General features: G+C 68.6%; 12 protein-coding genes. 6 read left to right on the plus strand and 6 right to left on the minus strand.

Annotated elements, in window-relative coordinates; translation table 11 throughout:
- The first annotated feature begins 342 nt into the window (after positions 1-342).
- Positions 343-1,011 carry a histone acetyltransferase gene (locus tag BLA15945_RS15255; protein ID WP_226195926.1) on the plus strand — a complete coding sequence of 223 codons (669 nt, stop codon included), beginning with the start codon at positions 343-345 and terminating at the stop codon, positions 1,009-1,011.
- 56 nt (positions 1,012-1,067) lie between these two features.
- Positions 1,068-1,640, plus strand: a complete 573-nt coding sequence (locus tag BLA15945_RS15260; protein WP_059237499.1) for an NADPH-dependent FMN reductase — start codon at positions 1,068-1,070, stop codon at positions 1,638-1,640.
- A 34-nt stretch (positions 1,641-1,674) separates the two neighbouring features.
- Here the strand turns inward: BLA15945_RS15260 and BLA15945_RS15265 are convergent, their stop codons facing one another.
- The 5 genes from BLA15945_RS15265 to BLA15945_RS15285 form a co-directional block, all read right to left on the minus strand.
- On the minus strand, positions 1,675-2,301 hold the full coding sequence (locus BLA15945_RS15265) for a DUF2894 domain-containing protein (protein ID WP_059237500.1): 627 nt from the start codon (positions 2,299-2,301) through the stop codon (positions 1,675-1,677).
- On the minus strand, positions 2,298-2,942 hold the full coding sequence (locus BLA15945_RS15270) for an OmpA family protein (protein ID WP_059237501.1): 645 nt from the start codon (positions 2,940-2,942) through the stop codon (positions 2,298-2,300). Before BLA15945_RS15270 ends, BLA15945_RS15265 begins: the two co-directional genes overlap by 4 nt.
- Positions 2,943-2,945: 3 nt before the next feature.
- A complete protein-coding gene (locus BLA15945_RS15275) occupies positions 2,946-5,993 on the minus strand; it encodes a DUF802 domain-containing protein (RefSeq protein WP_059237502.1) in 3,048 nt (1,015 codons plus the stop codon).
- Positions 5,994-6,003: 10 nt separating this feature from the next.
- On the minus strand, positions 6,004-6,795 hold the full coding sequence (locus BLA15945_RS15280) for a DUF3348 domain-containing protein (RefSeq protein WP_059240792.1): 792 nt from the start codon (positions 6,793-6,795) through the stop codon (positions 6,004-6,006).
- 309 nt (positions 6,796-7,104) lie between these two features.
- Positions 7,105-7,743, minus strand: coding sequence for a LysE family translocator (locus BLA15945_RS15285; RefSeq protein WP_012493146.1), 639 nt, complete (start codon positions 7,741-7,743; stop codon positions 7,105-7,107).
- 151 nt (positions 7,744-7,894) lie between these two features.
- On the opposite strand from BLA15945_RS15285, the gene BLA15945_RS15290 reads away from it, so the two are divergent.
- From BLA15945_RS15290 to BLA15945_RS15305, 4 genes are all read left to right on the plus strand, one after another.
- On the plus strand, positions 7,895-8,359 hold the full coding sequence (locus BLA15945_RS15290; RefSeq protein WP_059237503.1) for a GNAT family N-acetyltransferase: 465 nt from the start codon (positions 7,895-7,897) through the stop codon (positions 8,357-8,359).
- Positions 8,360-8,407: 48 nt separating this feature from the next.
- The gene (locus BLA15945_RS15295; protein ID WP_174992803.1) at positions 8,408-8,986 is read left to right on the plus strand and encodes a hypothetical protein; all 579 of its coding nucleotides are present in this window, start codon (positions 8,408-8,410) and stop codon (positions 8,984-8,986) included.
- Positions 8,987-9,177: 191 nt separating this feature from the next.
- Entirely contained in the window at positions 9,178-10,554 is a 1,377-nt protein-coding gene (locus tag BLA15945_RS15300; protein WP_059237505.1) for an FAD-containing oxidoreductase, read from the plus strand.
- Between the two features lie 75 nt (positions 10,555-10,629).
- Positions 10,630-11,532, plus strand: coding sequence for a LysR family transcriptional regulator (locus BLA15945_RS15305; RefSeq protein WP_174992804.1), 903 nt, complete (start codon positions 10,630-10,632; stop codon positions 11,530-11,532).
- Here the strand turns inward: BLA15945_RS15305 and BLA15945_RS15310 are convergent.
- Entirely contained in the window at positions 11,498-14,521 is a 3,024-nt protein-coding gene (locus BLA15945_RS15310; protein WP_174992805.1) for an amino acid adenylation domain-containing protein, read from the minus strand. The two genes, BLA15945_RS15305 and BLA15945_RS15310, sit on opposite strands and share 35 nt — an antisense overlap.
- Between the last annotated feature and the right edge of the window lie 341 nt (positions 14,522-14,862).

Genomic DNA, 14,862 nt, shown 5'->3' on the forward strand with positions numbered 1-14,862 from the left:
GGCACCTCGCGTAGGGTGCTGGCCGTCCGCGCACGATCCGTCGCGCCGACACCCGACCGTCGTTCCGCACGACGGCCGTGCGGGCCGTGCCCGCCGCTCACCGTCTCCGCGATGCCGCCCGCCGGCGCCGCGCATTCATGAGGAAAGAGGCGTGATCCACAAAGTCCTGATCCTGTTCGCACTCTGCATCGCGGGCCTCGCCGCGATCGCCGCCGGTTTCCAGCACATCCCCAGCTGATTCGCGGCCCCGGCTCGCTGCGCCGAGCCCGGGGGCCGCACCCATTCGTTTCCCATTTGCGATGAACCTCTTTCCCGAACCGCCCGCGACGGGCGGCCTTTGCCATGCGTATCGACGTACAGCATTCCCAGCACGACATCGACGACGAACTCGACCTCCTTCATGAACGCCTCCACCAGCCGGGCCATCGCCTGCACGGCCTGCCGGCCGTCGCGCTCGGCCGCTCGGGCCTGATCGTCCGCCACCGCGAAGCGGATGGCGAATACTTCCTGTACGTCGAAGATCCGGCCGCGCGCCAGCTCGCCGGCTACACGGTGTTCAACCGGCTGCCCGAGATCCCGCGCCGCGCCGACCGCTACCTGCGCGCGCCGCACACGCGGCTGCGCGGCTCGGCGCAACGCAAAGGCGTCGCGACGACGCTGTACCGCTGGGGGCTCGACGCGGGCCTGTGCCTGCTCAGCGGCGCGCGCCAGTCGGTCGGTGCCGCGCAGTTGTGGACGGCGCTCGCGCAGGATTACCGGCACGGCTTCGTCGATGTCGCGGGCCGTGCGCTGCACTATCTCGGCGATGTCGTCGCCGACGACGTGCACGGTGCGCTGCATACGCGGCGGCTGTTGCTCGGGAATGGATGGACGATGACGGAATTCGCGCGGGCGGCCGGCATGAGCGATACGGAACCGGTTCGGTGCGATCCCGCGATGGTATTAAACGCGACACGCCGGGACGCAAGCATCGGCAACGGACACGACGACGCCCGGCCGCCGATGCGATAATCCGTCGGATCCGCGCGACGCGGCTGCGCATTGCGCGCCAACCGAAACGCACCTCGATGACCACCGATCCCCGACCCGACGCCGACCGCCGCATCGACATCGTCGCGCTGTGCGGCAGCCTCCGCGCGCAATCGTACAACGCCGCACTGCTCGATGCGGCCGCACGCGTCGCCCCGCACGGCATGCATGTCACGCGCTTCGATCGTCTCGGCGAATTCCCGTTGTTCAATCCCGATGCCGAATATCCGTCGCCTGCTGCGGTGCGCGACCTGATCGACCGCCTGAACGCAGCCGACGGCATGCTGATCGCCAGCCCGGAATACGCACACGGCGTAACGGGCGTGATGAAGAACGCGCTGGACTGGGTCGTGGGATGCGAAGCGGTCGTGTACAAACCGGTCGCGGTGCTGAATGCGTCACCGCGCGCGACCCATGCGGACGCGGCGCTGCGGGAAACGCTGTCGGTGATGTCGGCGCGCATCGTCGAACCCGCGTCGATCACGCTGCCGGTTCTCGGGAGCCAGCTCGACGCGGCCGGCATCGCCGCGCATCCGCCGTTCGCGTCGGCGCTCGCCGACGCGTTGCACGCGCTGCGCGCGGCAATCGACGCCACGCCGCCGGGCCGATAGGCAACCCGCACGCCCGAACGCGTGCGGCATCGCGTTATCGCGCCTTGGCGCGCGTCACCTTCTTCGCCGGCTTGGCCGCCTTTGCGCGCGGCGCTTCCTTCTCGGGCTGCGCGCCGCCGCCGGCGAGATCCTCGAGCCACGCGAGCGCATCGACATAGGACAGGAACTGCTGCAGGTATTCAGGCGACAACTCGCGCATCGTCGCAAGCGACCGGTGCACGAGACTGTTCGAATTGAGCGGCCCCGCGTTGCGCGGCACCTGGTCGAGCGATTGCCGGTACTGCTGTTCCGTGCGGACTTTCGACCACATCGCGCGGAAGTAGTCGACCAGTTCGGGATCGAGCCCGCGCCGGTCGGCCTGCGCATCGCGAGCCAGCCCTTCGACGAGCGCCGCGAGCCCGCCATGTGCGGGCGCCGCCGTCACGGCAGCCAGCGCGTCGCGCATGGGGCCGGCTTCACCGGCCCGCGCAACGACCTCGGCAAAACCGTCGAGCAACGTCGCCAGCCGCGCGTCGAGCAACGCGCGCGCGCCGCCCTCGAGCGCGGCCGCGCGCCGTTCGAGCGCGTCGATCCGGTGAAAGCGCACGGGATCGAGCTGGTCGGCGCCCTGCTCGCGCCATGCGTCGAGCGTTGCGCGCACGTGCGTCGCGTCGCCCGTCACTTCGCCTTCCCTCCGTTCGATGCCGACTTGCGCGGCACCGGCGCGATCTCCACGCGGCGGTTCTTCGCGCGGCCTTCATCGTCCGCGTTCGAGCTGACCGGCTGCTCGGAGCCGAACGCAGCCGCGAACACCGACGCCGCCGGTACGCCGGCGTCGATCAGCGCGCGCGTGACCGTCAACGCGCGCTTGGCCGACAGCTCCCAGTTGTCCGCGAACAGGCGGTTGCCGGCATGCACCTGCTGGTCGTCGGCGAAGCCGCTGATCATCAGGATCTCGTCGCGCGTCTTCAGGTACGTGGCCAGCGGTACAGCCAGCGTCTTCAGCAGGTCGCGGCCCGCCGGCTGCAACTGATCGGAGTTCAGCGCAAACAGCACGTTGCCGCTGATGCCGATGCGCCCGTTCACGAGCGTCACGCGGCCGGCCGCGAGCGGCCCGGCGAGCGCCTGTTCGAGCGACTTGCGCTGCTGCGCCTCGAGCTGGCGCGCACGCACGGCTTCCTCGAGCTTCGACGTCAACTGAAGCTGCATGCCGATCACGCCGACGAGGATCAGCACGAACGCGCCGAGCAACACCGACATCAGGTCGGCGAACGCGGGCCATACCGGCGCCGATTCCGCGCCGCCGTCGATTTCGTCGTGCATGCGTTACGCTCCGACGGGTGCCCGCCGGCCGGCGAGATGCTGCAGGTCTTCGACGATCTGCTTCTGCGACATCACGCTCAGGTCGATCACCTCGCGCGCCTGCGCGACGTAGTACTCGAGCTGCTCGTCACTGCGCGCGAGCGATTTCTCGAGCGCGGCCTCGATGCGCTGCAGATGGGTCAGCAGCTTGTCGTTCGATTCGCCGAATACCTGTACGGCCATCCCGAACGCATCGCCGAGGCTCGCCACTTCGACGGCGCCGGCCGTGACCTGCGCGGCCACCGAGTCAAGCTTGCGCGTTTCGGCATCGACGGTGTCGTTGAAGCGCGCGCCGACGCGATCGAGCAGATCGGCCGACGTGCTGACGAGCGCGTCGATCGCGGTGCGCTGTTCGGTCGACGCGTGGTTGACCGCGCCGAGCAGCGTTTCGAGCGTCGCGAGCAGGCGGCTGCGCTCCTCGAGCGTCGCGGTGTCGCGCACCATGCTGTCGGACAGGCGCTGGCGCAGTTCGGCGACGACGTCGGCCGCGGCCTTCGGTGCTTCCGACGCAGCCTGCACGAGGCGTGCGATTTCGTTGATCGTGTCGCTCGCGTGCACTTGCGCCTGCGCGGTGATGTCGTTCGCGGTGCGGGTCAGCGTGTCGCAGATGTCCTGCTGGCGCGTCGCGGCCTGCGCGCTCGTCTGCGCCCATTCGTCGCGCAGCGCGGCCGCCATCGCGGCGAGCGAATCGTTCCATGCGGACAGGCGGGCTTCGTCGCGTGCGGCCAGTTGCGTCTGCAGGCCGGCATGCGAGTCGCGAATCGTCGACAGCAAGTCGTTCGAGCGTTGTTCGAACGTTGCAGCTTGCGTGGTCAGATCGCGCGTCGTCTGGGCGAGCGCGTCGCAGATTTCCTGCTGACGGCCGGCGCTGTGCACACCCGCGCGCTGCCATTCGTCACCCAGCTTCGCGGCCATCGCGGCCAGCGAGTCGTTCCATGCCGACAGGCGCGCTTCATCGCGTGCGGCGAGCTGCGATTGCAGGCCCGTATGCGAATCGCGGATCGTCGACAGCAGGTCGTTCGAGCGTTGTTCGAACGTCGACGCCTGCGTGGTGAGGTCGCGCGTCGTCTGGGCGAGCGCGTCGCAGATTTCCTGCTGACGGCCGGCGCTGTGCACACCCGCGCGCTGCCATTCGTCGCCGAGCTTCGCGGCCATCGCGGCCAGCGAGTCGTTCCATGCCGACAGACGTTCTTCGTCGCGTGCCGCGAGCTGCGATTGCAGGCCCGTATGCGAATCGCGGATCGTCGACAGCAGATCGGTCGAGCGCTGTTCGAACGTCGAAGCCTGCGTGGTGAGGTCGCGCGTCGTTTGGGCGAGCGCGTCGCAGATTTCCTGCTGGCGGCCCGCGCTATGCACGCCCGCGCGCTGCCATTCGTCACCCAGCTTCGTGGCCATCGCGGCCAGCGAGTCGTTCCATGCCGACAAACGTTCGTCGTCGCGTGCGGCAAGCTGCGCTTGCAGGCCCGTATGCGACTCGCGAATCGTCGACAGCAGATCGCTCGAACGTTGTTCGAACGTCGAAGCCTGCGTGGTGAGATCACGCGTCGTCTGGGCAAGCGCATCGCAGATTTCCTGCTGGCGGCCCGCGCTATGCACACCCGCGCGCTGCCATTCGTCGCCCAGCTTCGCGGCCATCGCGGCCAGCGAGTCGTTCCACGCCGTGAGGCGCTGTTCGTCGCGCACCGCCAGATCGGTCTGCAGCCCCGCGTGCGACTCGCGCATCGCGGCGAGCGTCGCGCCCGAATGGCGCTCGAACGTCGCGGCGGCTTCACCCAACGCCCGCGCGTGCTGGCCCGCGAGCGCCTCGCCGACCTGCTCCTGACGCGCCAGCGCATCGCGCCACGCATCCGACAGCCGGCCTTCGGTCGATTCGAGACGCGTCGCGACGCCGTCGAGCAGGTCCGTCGAACGCTGCGCGAAGGTGTCGGTGAACTGGCCGAGCGTCGTCTGCAGTCGCTGCGCGACGGCGTCGCCCGCCTGACGTTGTTCGTCGATCGCGCGGTTCCAGACGGCCGTCACGTTGCCGGTGGTCTTCTCGAAGCCTGCCGTCAGCCCGTCGAGCTGACGCTGCACGGCGCCGGTCACGGTGTCGCGCAGCGCGGCCATCTCCTGCGCGAGCCCCGTCATCGTCGCGGCGACGACCGGCTGCAGCGCTGCACCGGCCACCCGTGCGCTTTCGGCGGCGCTTTCCTTCAGCGCGTCGCCGACGTTCGACGCGAGCCCCGCATACGCGCGCTCGGTCCGGTCGAAAAACGCCTGCTGGCTTTCAAGCTGACGGTCGTGCAGCGCAACGCTGCGCGCCTCGAGCGTCGTCATCATCGTCTGCAGCCGGTCAACCAGCGCCGGCATCACGTCGGCCTGGCGCTGCAGCAGCCGGAACGATTCGTCGCGCTGATGCGCGGACGAATGCACGCGCAGCGTCGTCGCGATCTTCGCGTCGAGCTGCTGGGCCGCATCGATCCGCTCGCGGCGCACGAGCGCGGACAGCAGCCCGAGCATCGCGGACGTCGCGACACCGGCGATCGACGTGCCGAACGCGAACCCGAGCCCCTTCACCGGCGCGATCAGCGACGCGCGGATCGCATCGAGATCGGTCGCGCTTTCGAGTGCGGCGCCGGTGCCCTTCAGCGTGACGACCATCCCGAGCAGCGTACCGAGCATGCCGAGCAGCACCAGCAGGCCGACGAGGTAAGGCGTGAGCGCCGGGCCGGGCAGCGCGACGCGTGCGCCTTCGACACGGGCGCGCACCGCGCCGCGCAGGCCCGGGTGCAGGGTGTCGAGCCATGTGTCGAGCGTCGCGGGCGGCTCGGTCAGGCCGGCCACCGCGCGCGACAGCGTGGCGGTCGCCTGCCGGTAGCGCAGCAGCTCCCACGCGCCGGCGACGTAGCACGCGCCGATCAGCAGCGTGACGGCCGACGCCAGCGGGTTCGACGCGATATAGCCGACACCGATCCAGCCCACTGCGAGCAGACCGGCGACGAAGACAACGAGATCAAGGCGAATTCTGGACATAGCGTGTTGATTAGCAGGTGCGAAGGGCCGCGAGCAGCCCGTCTACCGTTTGAAACCGGACTTCGAGTTCGGCAAGCAGGATGCTTTGCATCTCGTCGCGAAACGTATCGAGCCATGTGCCGGGCACGATGGCCGCGACGGTCGCGACGGTCGTAGTGTCGGCCGCCGCGCGATCGTCAGCCGGATCGGCCGGGTCGGCGGCGGCTGCCGCGGCGGCGGATTCGGCATCGGCCAGCGCCTGCCGCTCCGCGTCGCGCAACCGCCCGAACCGCGTGCCGAGCAGCGCGGGCACGGCCGACAGCAGGCTGCGCTCGCGCGCGCCGAGCACGCGCTCCATGATCGTGTCGAGCGTCGCGAGCCGCGCCATCCCGGACGAGCGCGCGGCGAGCGCGACCCGCAGGCGGCCGCGCAACTGGCCGATCGCCGTCTCCATATCCTGTTGGAGGGTCAGATAACGCTGGCGGAAGTCCGCGAAATCGGCCGTATCGGCGGCCGGCGGCGGCAGGTCGCCGGGCCGGCGCCGCGCGCGCGGCCGGTTGGTGGCCGTGATCGCCTGCGCGAGGTCGTGCCGCACGCGTGTGCAGTCGCGTTCCGCATCGTAGCCGCGCACGCCGGCCGCGACGCCCGGCGGGCTCGCAGTCAGCGCGGACGACAGCGTGATCGCGTCGGTCCAGCCGAGCCACTGGCTCAGCCGGTCGGACAGCGTCTGCCGGGATTCCGCGACGTCGGCATCGGCCAGGCGCGCGAGCAGCCGGACGAGTGTCGGACCGCTCAGCGCCGGGCGCGGAGGTGCTTGCACCATGCTGCAAACCGTCAAAAAAGGCAGCAGTTTACACGTCGCCGGGAGGTCGGCCGCCAGAATCGGGCGCGCGACGCCGTCCGGCGCGTCGTGCGACACACGCGAACGCCCGTCGCGCAAGGCTCGGCAGGCGGTGGCGGGGAGTCGGGAACAGGGCTGGCGGCAGCTCGGCGAGCGGCCGCGTCATGAGGAAGCAACGCGTTTGCGGAACCCCGCTGCGCGATCGGGCGGCGGCCCGGCCGGTTCGCGCCGGCGGCCAGCCCGGGGATGGCTGGCCGCCGTACGATGCGTGTCAGGTCAGGAACGAGGCGGTCAGATCCCCGCCTTCGGCGCGTTCAGGATCAGCCGCAGCCCGAGCAGCGTGATCGCACCGGCCGCGATGCGGTCGACCCACTTCTTGGCGCGCAGGTAAAGCTCGCGCGGCCGGCGCGTCGAGAAGCACAGCGCGACGAGCGTGTACCAGCCGAATTCGACGGCGAACACCAGCGGCGGCAGCACGAGGTAACACCACAGCGGCGGATGCTGCGGGAGCAGCGCCGCGAAAATGCTGCCGTACCAGATCGCCGTCTTCGGGTTGCTGAGCTGGGTCGTGAGGCCCGTCAGGAACGACTTGCGCGCGCTGCCGCCCGCCATCGCCTGCGGGTCGTCCATCGCGATCGGCCGGTCGGCGCCGCGCCAGATCTTCGACGCCATGTAGATCAGGTATGCGCCGCCCGCGACCTTGAGGCCCACATAGAGCCATTCGACGGCTTGCAGCAGCGTGTAGAGCCCGGCCAGCGCGACGCCGCCGAACACGATGCCGCCGATGCCCATGCCCAGCGCGGTGGCGAGCCCGTCGCGGCGCGACAGCCCGATCGAATTGCGGGCAACCAGCACGAAGCTCGGGCCCGGAATCATCGCGCCGAGAAACAGCGCAGCCAGGATGGCGAGTACGGCAGCCGATGCAGTCATCGAAGTCTCCTTGGTCAGCGGCGCCGATTCGCCGGCGCCGGCGTGTCGTTTCCGACGGTCGAGCCGCTGATTCTGGCACGCTTCGCACGTGGCCGAAAGCGGCCGCGCGCTGCTATGCTGACCCTTTTTCCCGTCATCCCGCCCCGCCGCCATGATCGAAATCCGCGCCGCCTGCTACCCCGACGACGCCGCAGCCGTCGAAGCGATCTTCCGCGAGTACATCGCGAGCCCGACCGTCAGCCTCGAATTCCAGGACTACGAGCCGGAAATCGCCGCGCTGCCCGGCAAATACGCGGCGCCGCGCGGGTTGCTGCTGCTCGCGTGGCACGGCGAGCGCGTGGTCGGCTGCGCGGCGTTTCGCGAAATCGACGATACGGCGTGCGAGATGAAGCGTGTGTACGTACGCCCCGAGGCGCGCGGGCTGAATGTCGGCCGCCAGCTCGTCGAACGGCTGCTGCGCGACGCGAAGGCGGCCGGCTACGCGCGCATGTGCCTCGACGTGCTTCCGGAGTTCGTCGCCGCACGGCAACTGTATGCGTCGCTCGGTTTTACGCCCGCACCGCCCGTCGCGTTCAATCCGGTGCCGGGCACCGAATTTCTCGGGCGCGATCTGTAACCGCCCGCGGCCAGCAACCCTTTCCTCCTTTCGACCGGACCTCCCGCCATGCGCGTTCTCCGCCTCGCTACCCTGCTGCTCCCGTTGCTCGCGGCGCTGCCTGCCGCCGCCCGCGCCGACGACCTGCCGAAGTCGATCGCCACGCAACTGCCGCCCGGCTACCAGCCGCTGCTCGCGAAAGCCGGGCCGGCGCTCGACAACGGGCGGCACAGTTTTCTCGTCGTCGCGCATCGCGCGGTCGATACGCGCGAACAACCGTCGCCGCGCCCGCTGCTGATCTACGAGGAGCAGGCCGACCGCACCTTCCGGCTCGCCGCGCGCAACGACCAGGTGGTGCTGCGCGCGAACGAAGGCGGCCAGTGCGATCCGTTCGATCCCGACGATGCCGCCGACAACGGCCTTGCGGTGAAGGGCCGCTATTTCACGGTGCAGAACTTCGTCGCGTGCGGGCAGCACTGGACCGACTACATCACGTTCCGCTACGACCCGCGCACGCACGGCTGGCTGTTCTCGAACCAGATCGTCACCGAATCGTTCCCGATCGACGACAAGCCCGACCACGTCACCGTCACGCGCGCCGACGCGCACCAGCCGGTGTCGTTCGGGCAGTGGAAACGCAAGGACTAGCCGCCGCGCGCGGCACGCATCGATGCCGTCGGCAGCGCCGTGGTTTCCATGCGGCGGCCATCGCCCGCCCGCCTCTCGCGACGCCGCGCCAACAGGTCTACCATAGGCGCTCGTCGCCCCTCGGCGACCGCGGGCACGGCACGCGGTTCGCGCCTGCCCCTTTCCTCGCTGCATCCGCCCAGGAGGACGTCATGACGCAACACTTCGACGCGATCGTCATCGGCACGGGCCAGGCCGGGCCGCCGCTCGCCGCGCGGCTCGCCGCCGCCGGCCTGAAAGTCGCGATCGTCGAGCGCGGCCGTTTCGGCGGCACCTGCGTGAACACCGGCTGCATCCCGACCAAGACGCTGATCGCGAGCGCGTACGCCGCGCAGCTCGCACGGCGCGCCGGCGAATACGGCGTGTCGGTGGGCCCCGTCACCGTCGACATGAAAGCCGTGAAGGCACGCAAGGACCAGGTTGCCGGCCGCTCGAACCACGGCGTCGAGCAATGGGTGCGCGGCCTCGCGAACACGACCGTGTTTCAGGGTCACGCCCGATTCGAGCGCGCCGACGCGGTGCGCGTGGGCGATGAACTGCTCGAAGCCGAACGCATCTTCGTCAACGTCGGCGGCCGCGCACAGGTACCCGCGATGCCCGGCCTCGACTCGGTGCCGTACCTGACCAATTCGACGATGATGGACGTCGACTTCCTGCCGGACCATCTCGTGATCGTCGGCGGCAGCTATGTCGGACTCGAATTCGGCCAGATGTACCGCCGCTTCGGATCGAAGGTCACGATCGTCGAGAAAGGCGCGCGCCTGATCCGCCGCGAGGACGAGGACGTGTCGCAGGCCGTGCGCGAGATTCTCGAGAACGAAGGGATCGACGTGCAGCTCGACGCGAACTGCCTGAGCGCACGGCGCGACGGCAACGGTGTCGTGGTCGGCCTCGACTGCGCGGGCGGCGGCCGCGAGGTCGCGGGCTCGCACCTGCTGCTCGCGGTCGGCCGCGTGCCGAACACCGACGATCTCGGGCTCGACCGGGCGGGCGTCGCAACCGACGCGCGCGGCTACATCGCCGTCGACGAGCAGCTGCGCACGAACGTGCCCGGCATCTGGGCGCTCGGCGACTGCAACGGACGCGGCGCGTTCACGCACACCGCGTACAACGACTACGAGATCGTCGCGGCGAACCTGCTCGACGACGATCCGCGCAAGGTGTCCGACCGCATCACGGCCTACGCGATGTACATCGACCCGCCGCTCGGCCGCGTCGGCATGACGCTCGCGGAAGCGAAACAGACCGGCCGCCGGCTGCTGGTCGGCACGCGCCCGATGACGCGCGTCGGGCGAGCGGTCGAGAAAGGCGAAAGCCAGGGCTTCATGAAGGTGATCGTCGATGCGGACAGCCACGCGATCCTCGGCGCGTCGATCCTCGGCGTGACCGGCGACGAAGTCGTGCACGGCATGCTCGACGTGATGGCCGCCGGCGCGCCGTACACGACGATCAGCCGCGCGATGCATATCCACCCGACCGTGTCGGAACTCGTGCCGACGCTGCTGCAGGACCTGCATCCGGTCGCGTGATGCGCGGCGGGCGGCTGCGCACGGGTGTCGGACGGTGTGCGAAGATGGCCGCTCGCCACGACACCCGGGAACGCCATGGACCGCCTGCAAGCGATGCAGATCTACGTACAGATCGTCGAGCGCGGCAACTTCACGCAGGCCGCCGACGCACTGCAGTTGCATCGGCCGGCCGTCACGAAAGCCGTGCAGCAGCTCGAACAGGCGCTCGGCGTGCGGCTGCTGAACCGCAGCACGCGGCGCGTCAGCGTGACGGCGGAAGGCGAAGCGTTTCATGCGCGCTGCGTGCAGCTGCTCGGCAGCATCGACGATGCGTTCGCGTCATTCCCCAAACAGCGGGCGGTGCCGAAGGGCCGGTTGCGGATCGACATCGCGCTGGCGCTGGCGAAGACGGTCGTGATTCCCGCGCTGCCCGACTTTCAGCAGCGCTATCCGCAGATCGAACTCGTGCTCGGGGCAAGCGACCAGCCGGTCGACCTGATCGGCGAAGGCATCGACTGCGTCGTGCGGGTCGGCACGCTCAAGGATTCGAGCATGGTCGCGCGCACGGTCGGCGCGGTGCCGATGGTCACGTGCGCGTCGCCTGCCTATGTTTCGCGGCACGGCTTGCCGCGCACGCTGGACGACCTGCGTACGCATCGCGCGGTCAACTTCTTCACCGGCAGCAATCGCCGCGTGCTCGAGTGGACGTTTCGCCCGCACGGCGAAACCGTCGCGGTGAAGCTCACGAGCAGCCTGCTCACGGACAACTCGGAAGCGCTGCTGTCCTGCGGGCTCGCGGGCCTCGGCATCGTGCATGCGCTGCGGCCCGCGCTGCAGTCGAGCATCGACGCGGGCCTGCTGATCGAACTGCTGCCCGGCGTGCCGGCCGTGCCGAAGCCGGTGTCGGTGCTGTACCCGAACCGCGCGCACCTGTCGGACAAGGTGCGCGCCTTCATCGACTGGCTCACCGACCTGTTCGCGCGGCGTTACCCGGCGTAGCCGCGACCCGATAACCGATCGACCGCTCCATGTACCGCGCCAGCTGTTCGCGGGAAAATGCCGGCTGCTCGATGCCGCTGCCTTCCAGAAACGCGACCACGTTGCGACAGTCCCACACGTAATTGTTCTGATACAGCTCGACCGTGCTCAGGCCATCGCGAATGTTGTCGTCGAACAGGCTCAACAGCGGATACAGCGGTGCGTCGATATCCGTCTTCCATGCATCGAGCCATTCGCGGTACGGAACGACCCTGAACCGCAGGTCGAAGTATCGTTCGAGCCTCGAGAAAAACGCCTTCAGCGTCAGGTCGGACTCGGGCGAATTGATCAGGTTGAACTTCCGCCCCAGCGCCGCCGGATTGCGCGAAATCCGCGCGAGCGCTTTCGTCATGTAGTCGACGCTCGTCAGCCCTTCGCGCAGGTCGTGCAGGTCGGGCACGGTGCCGCGCGCGATGCACGTCCTGACCAGCCGCCCCCACCATTGATAGTCCGCGCTCACGCCGGTCTCGCCGTGAAACGTCGCGTAGCCGAGCCGGAAGGTCATCAGCGGCAGGCCGCGCAGCGCAGCCAGGCCGGCCATTTTCTCCATCACCCACTTGCTGCGCGTATAGCCGATGTCCTCGAGCACCGCCGGCAGGTTCTGATCGATGTCGTCCGCCTCGGTCATCATGGTCTTGCCGGTGACACGATGGCCCCAGCTGTACACCGAGATCGTCGACAGCAGGATCAGCGCCTTGGTTCGCCGGCATCCGGCAAATGCGAGGATCCGGGCCAGGCCGTCCACGTTGATCCGCTTCATGTACGAATACGGCTGGATGAAATTGACCGCGCTGGCCGAGTGGTAAACGAGGTCGATCCCGTCCGCCAGCGCCGCGTAGTCGTGCTCGTTCATGCCGAAGCGCGCTTGCGTGACGTCGCCCGCCCACACGCGGATGCGCGAACGCTCGCCTGGCCCGAGGTTCACGTCGTACGCGCGCAGTTTTTCATCGATCCGCGCCCGCCCCGCTGCCGCATCCTTCGCGCGCACCAGACAATGCACGGCCGCCGACGTCGTCGCGAGCAGTTCGGCCAGCAAGTGGACGCCGACGAATCCCGTGGCGCCCGTCAGCAGGATCGTGCGCGGACACGCGAGCAGCGCCTCGTCGAACGCTCCGCTGAAATCCGCTTCGTCCGGCACGCGGATATCGTTCTCCAGCGCATAAACCGGCTCGCGTTCGATCGCGCGCGCCGCGCTGGCGGCACGTCGCTCGATTTCGCGTGCAAGCGCCTCCACCGATTGGTGCTCGTAGACGTCCCGGATCAGCATCTTCGTCCCCGCCGCGTCCGACAACGCCCTCGCGAGCTTCGCGGTCAGCAGCGAGTTGCCGCCTATATCGAAGAAACCATCGGTCTTGCGAAAGGACGCGTGGCCGGTCAACGCGACGAATGCATCCGCGACGATCCGCTCGACGGCGGAATACAGCGCCGGCTCCGTCCGGCTGCGCTGTGCTTCGCGGTATCGAAGTTCGAGCGCGGCCCGGTCGGTCTTGCCGTTCGCCGTCACCGGCATGCCGTCCAGCAGCACGTGACCGACGGGCCACATGTAATCGGGCAGGGTTTGCCGGACGCTGGCCTTGAGTGCATCGACGATACGCGCATCCGGCACGGCGGGATCGCGCGGCACGACGAACGCGACAAGCTCCATCCCGGCTCCGGCCGCGCCGGGCAATGCCAGCACCACGGCCCTGCGCACTTCGCCGGACCGGACAAGCGCAGCGTGAACTTCGCTCAGCTCGACCAGATTGCCGCGAATCTTGACCTGATCGTCCAGGCGCCCGAGGAACTGGATCGAGCCGTCGTCCAGCCAGCGCCCGAGATCGCCCGTGCGATAGATGATCCGGCCGGGCTGCCGCGGGTGCGGACGAAATTTCTCGCGGGTCAGCGCCGGGTTGCCCAGGTAGCCGCGGGCCAGGCCCGGCCCGCCGATGCAGATCTCGCCGACGTCGCTCCCCGTTACAGCATCCCGTGCGTCGTTCAGGATCAGGATCTCCGTCGCGCCGACGGGCCGCCCGATCGACTCCGGACGGCCGAGTGCCGCGCTCGGCACAACCTGGCAAGTCGCGAAGATCGTCGCTTCGGTCGGCCCGTAGTAATCGATCACCGTGTAAGCGATCCTGCCGGTATCGATCGGGCCGAGCTTTTCACCGGCCGTAAACAGGTACTTCAGCTTCAGGTCCGCAGGCTGGCCGACACCGACCACGTCAGCCACCATCACGGTGGGCACGTACGCATGCGTGATCCGGTGGCGGGTGAAGAAGCCGACGAGCGCGTCGGCGTCCACACGCGTTTCGTCGTCCGGCAGACACAACGTCGCGCCCGCGCAAAGGGCCGACCAGATTTCCCACTGCGATACATCGAAGCCGAGGCCGGCCATCAGCGTCGTACGGCTTGCACCGTTCATCGCGAAACGTACGTTGTGCCAATCGACGAGCGCCGACACGGCGGCATGTTCGACGATCACGCCCTTCGGCGCACCGGTGGAGCCGGACGTGAAGATCACGTAGATCGCGCCGCCCTGCGCATCGGCATGTTGCGTTGCGCGTGCATCGTCGCGATCCGGCCGCCACGCGGACAGGTCCGCCACGCTCGCGAACGGCGCTGCCGCATCGCGCGGCGCCGTACGGGCCGTCAATACCAGCGCGGCATTGCATTGCCGCAGGATGTGATGTTTGCGGGCGTCGGGATAGCGTTCGTCGATCGGCACATAGGTTGCGCCCGCCTTCAGGATGCCGAGGATGCCGACAATGAACGCCGCGTTCCGCGCCGCCTCGATCGGCACGAGGTCGCCGCTTGCGATGCCTCGCGCCCGCAATGCACGCGCCACCGCATCGCTCCGAAGGTCCAGTTCCCTGTAACTCAGGCATTCATGCTCCGAAACCACGGCTGACGCGTCCCCGTCACGCGCCGCCTGAGTCCGGAATATTTCGATCACGTTCGATTGAGTAGTCATCCTTTTTATTCCTCATATCGACAGGCGCAGATCTCAATATAGAGTGGCACGCATAAAACGCAATTCACTGGTGAACGGCACACAGGCAACTTGTGTCGGTCACGAACCGCGTCGTCACACACAGCGAAACGATGGCGATGTTTGATGCATTTGAAGCAGCATTCGACGACGTGCCGGGTATCGCGGCGCCGGTCGCCCAACCAGCGTAGTCCATCGGACATCGACGGCCACACATACGTTGGCATCCATTGTTATTCGTCAAATAACAATCAATGATCCCGGCGCACGTTTATCCGGCGCGGACACCCGCCTACGATGCTTCTTCATCGACACCCGTTCAT

Origin of the sequence: Burkholderia arboris (assembly GCF_902499125.1) — a bacterium.
GTDB classification, from domain to species: domain Bacteria; phylum Pseudomonadota; class Gammaproteobacteria; order Burkholderiales; family Burkholderiaceae; genus Burkholderia; species Burkholderia arboris.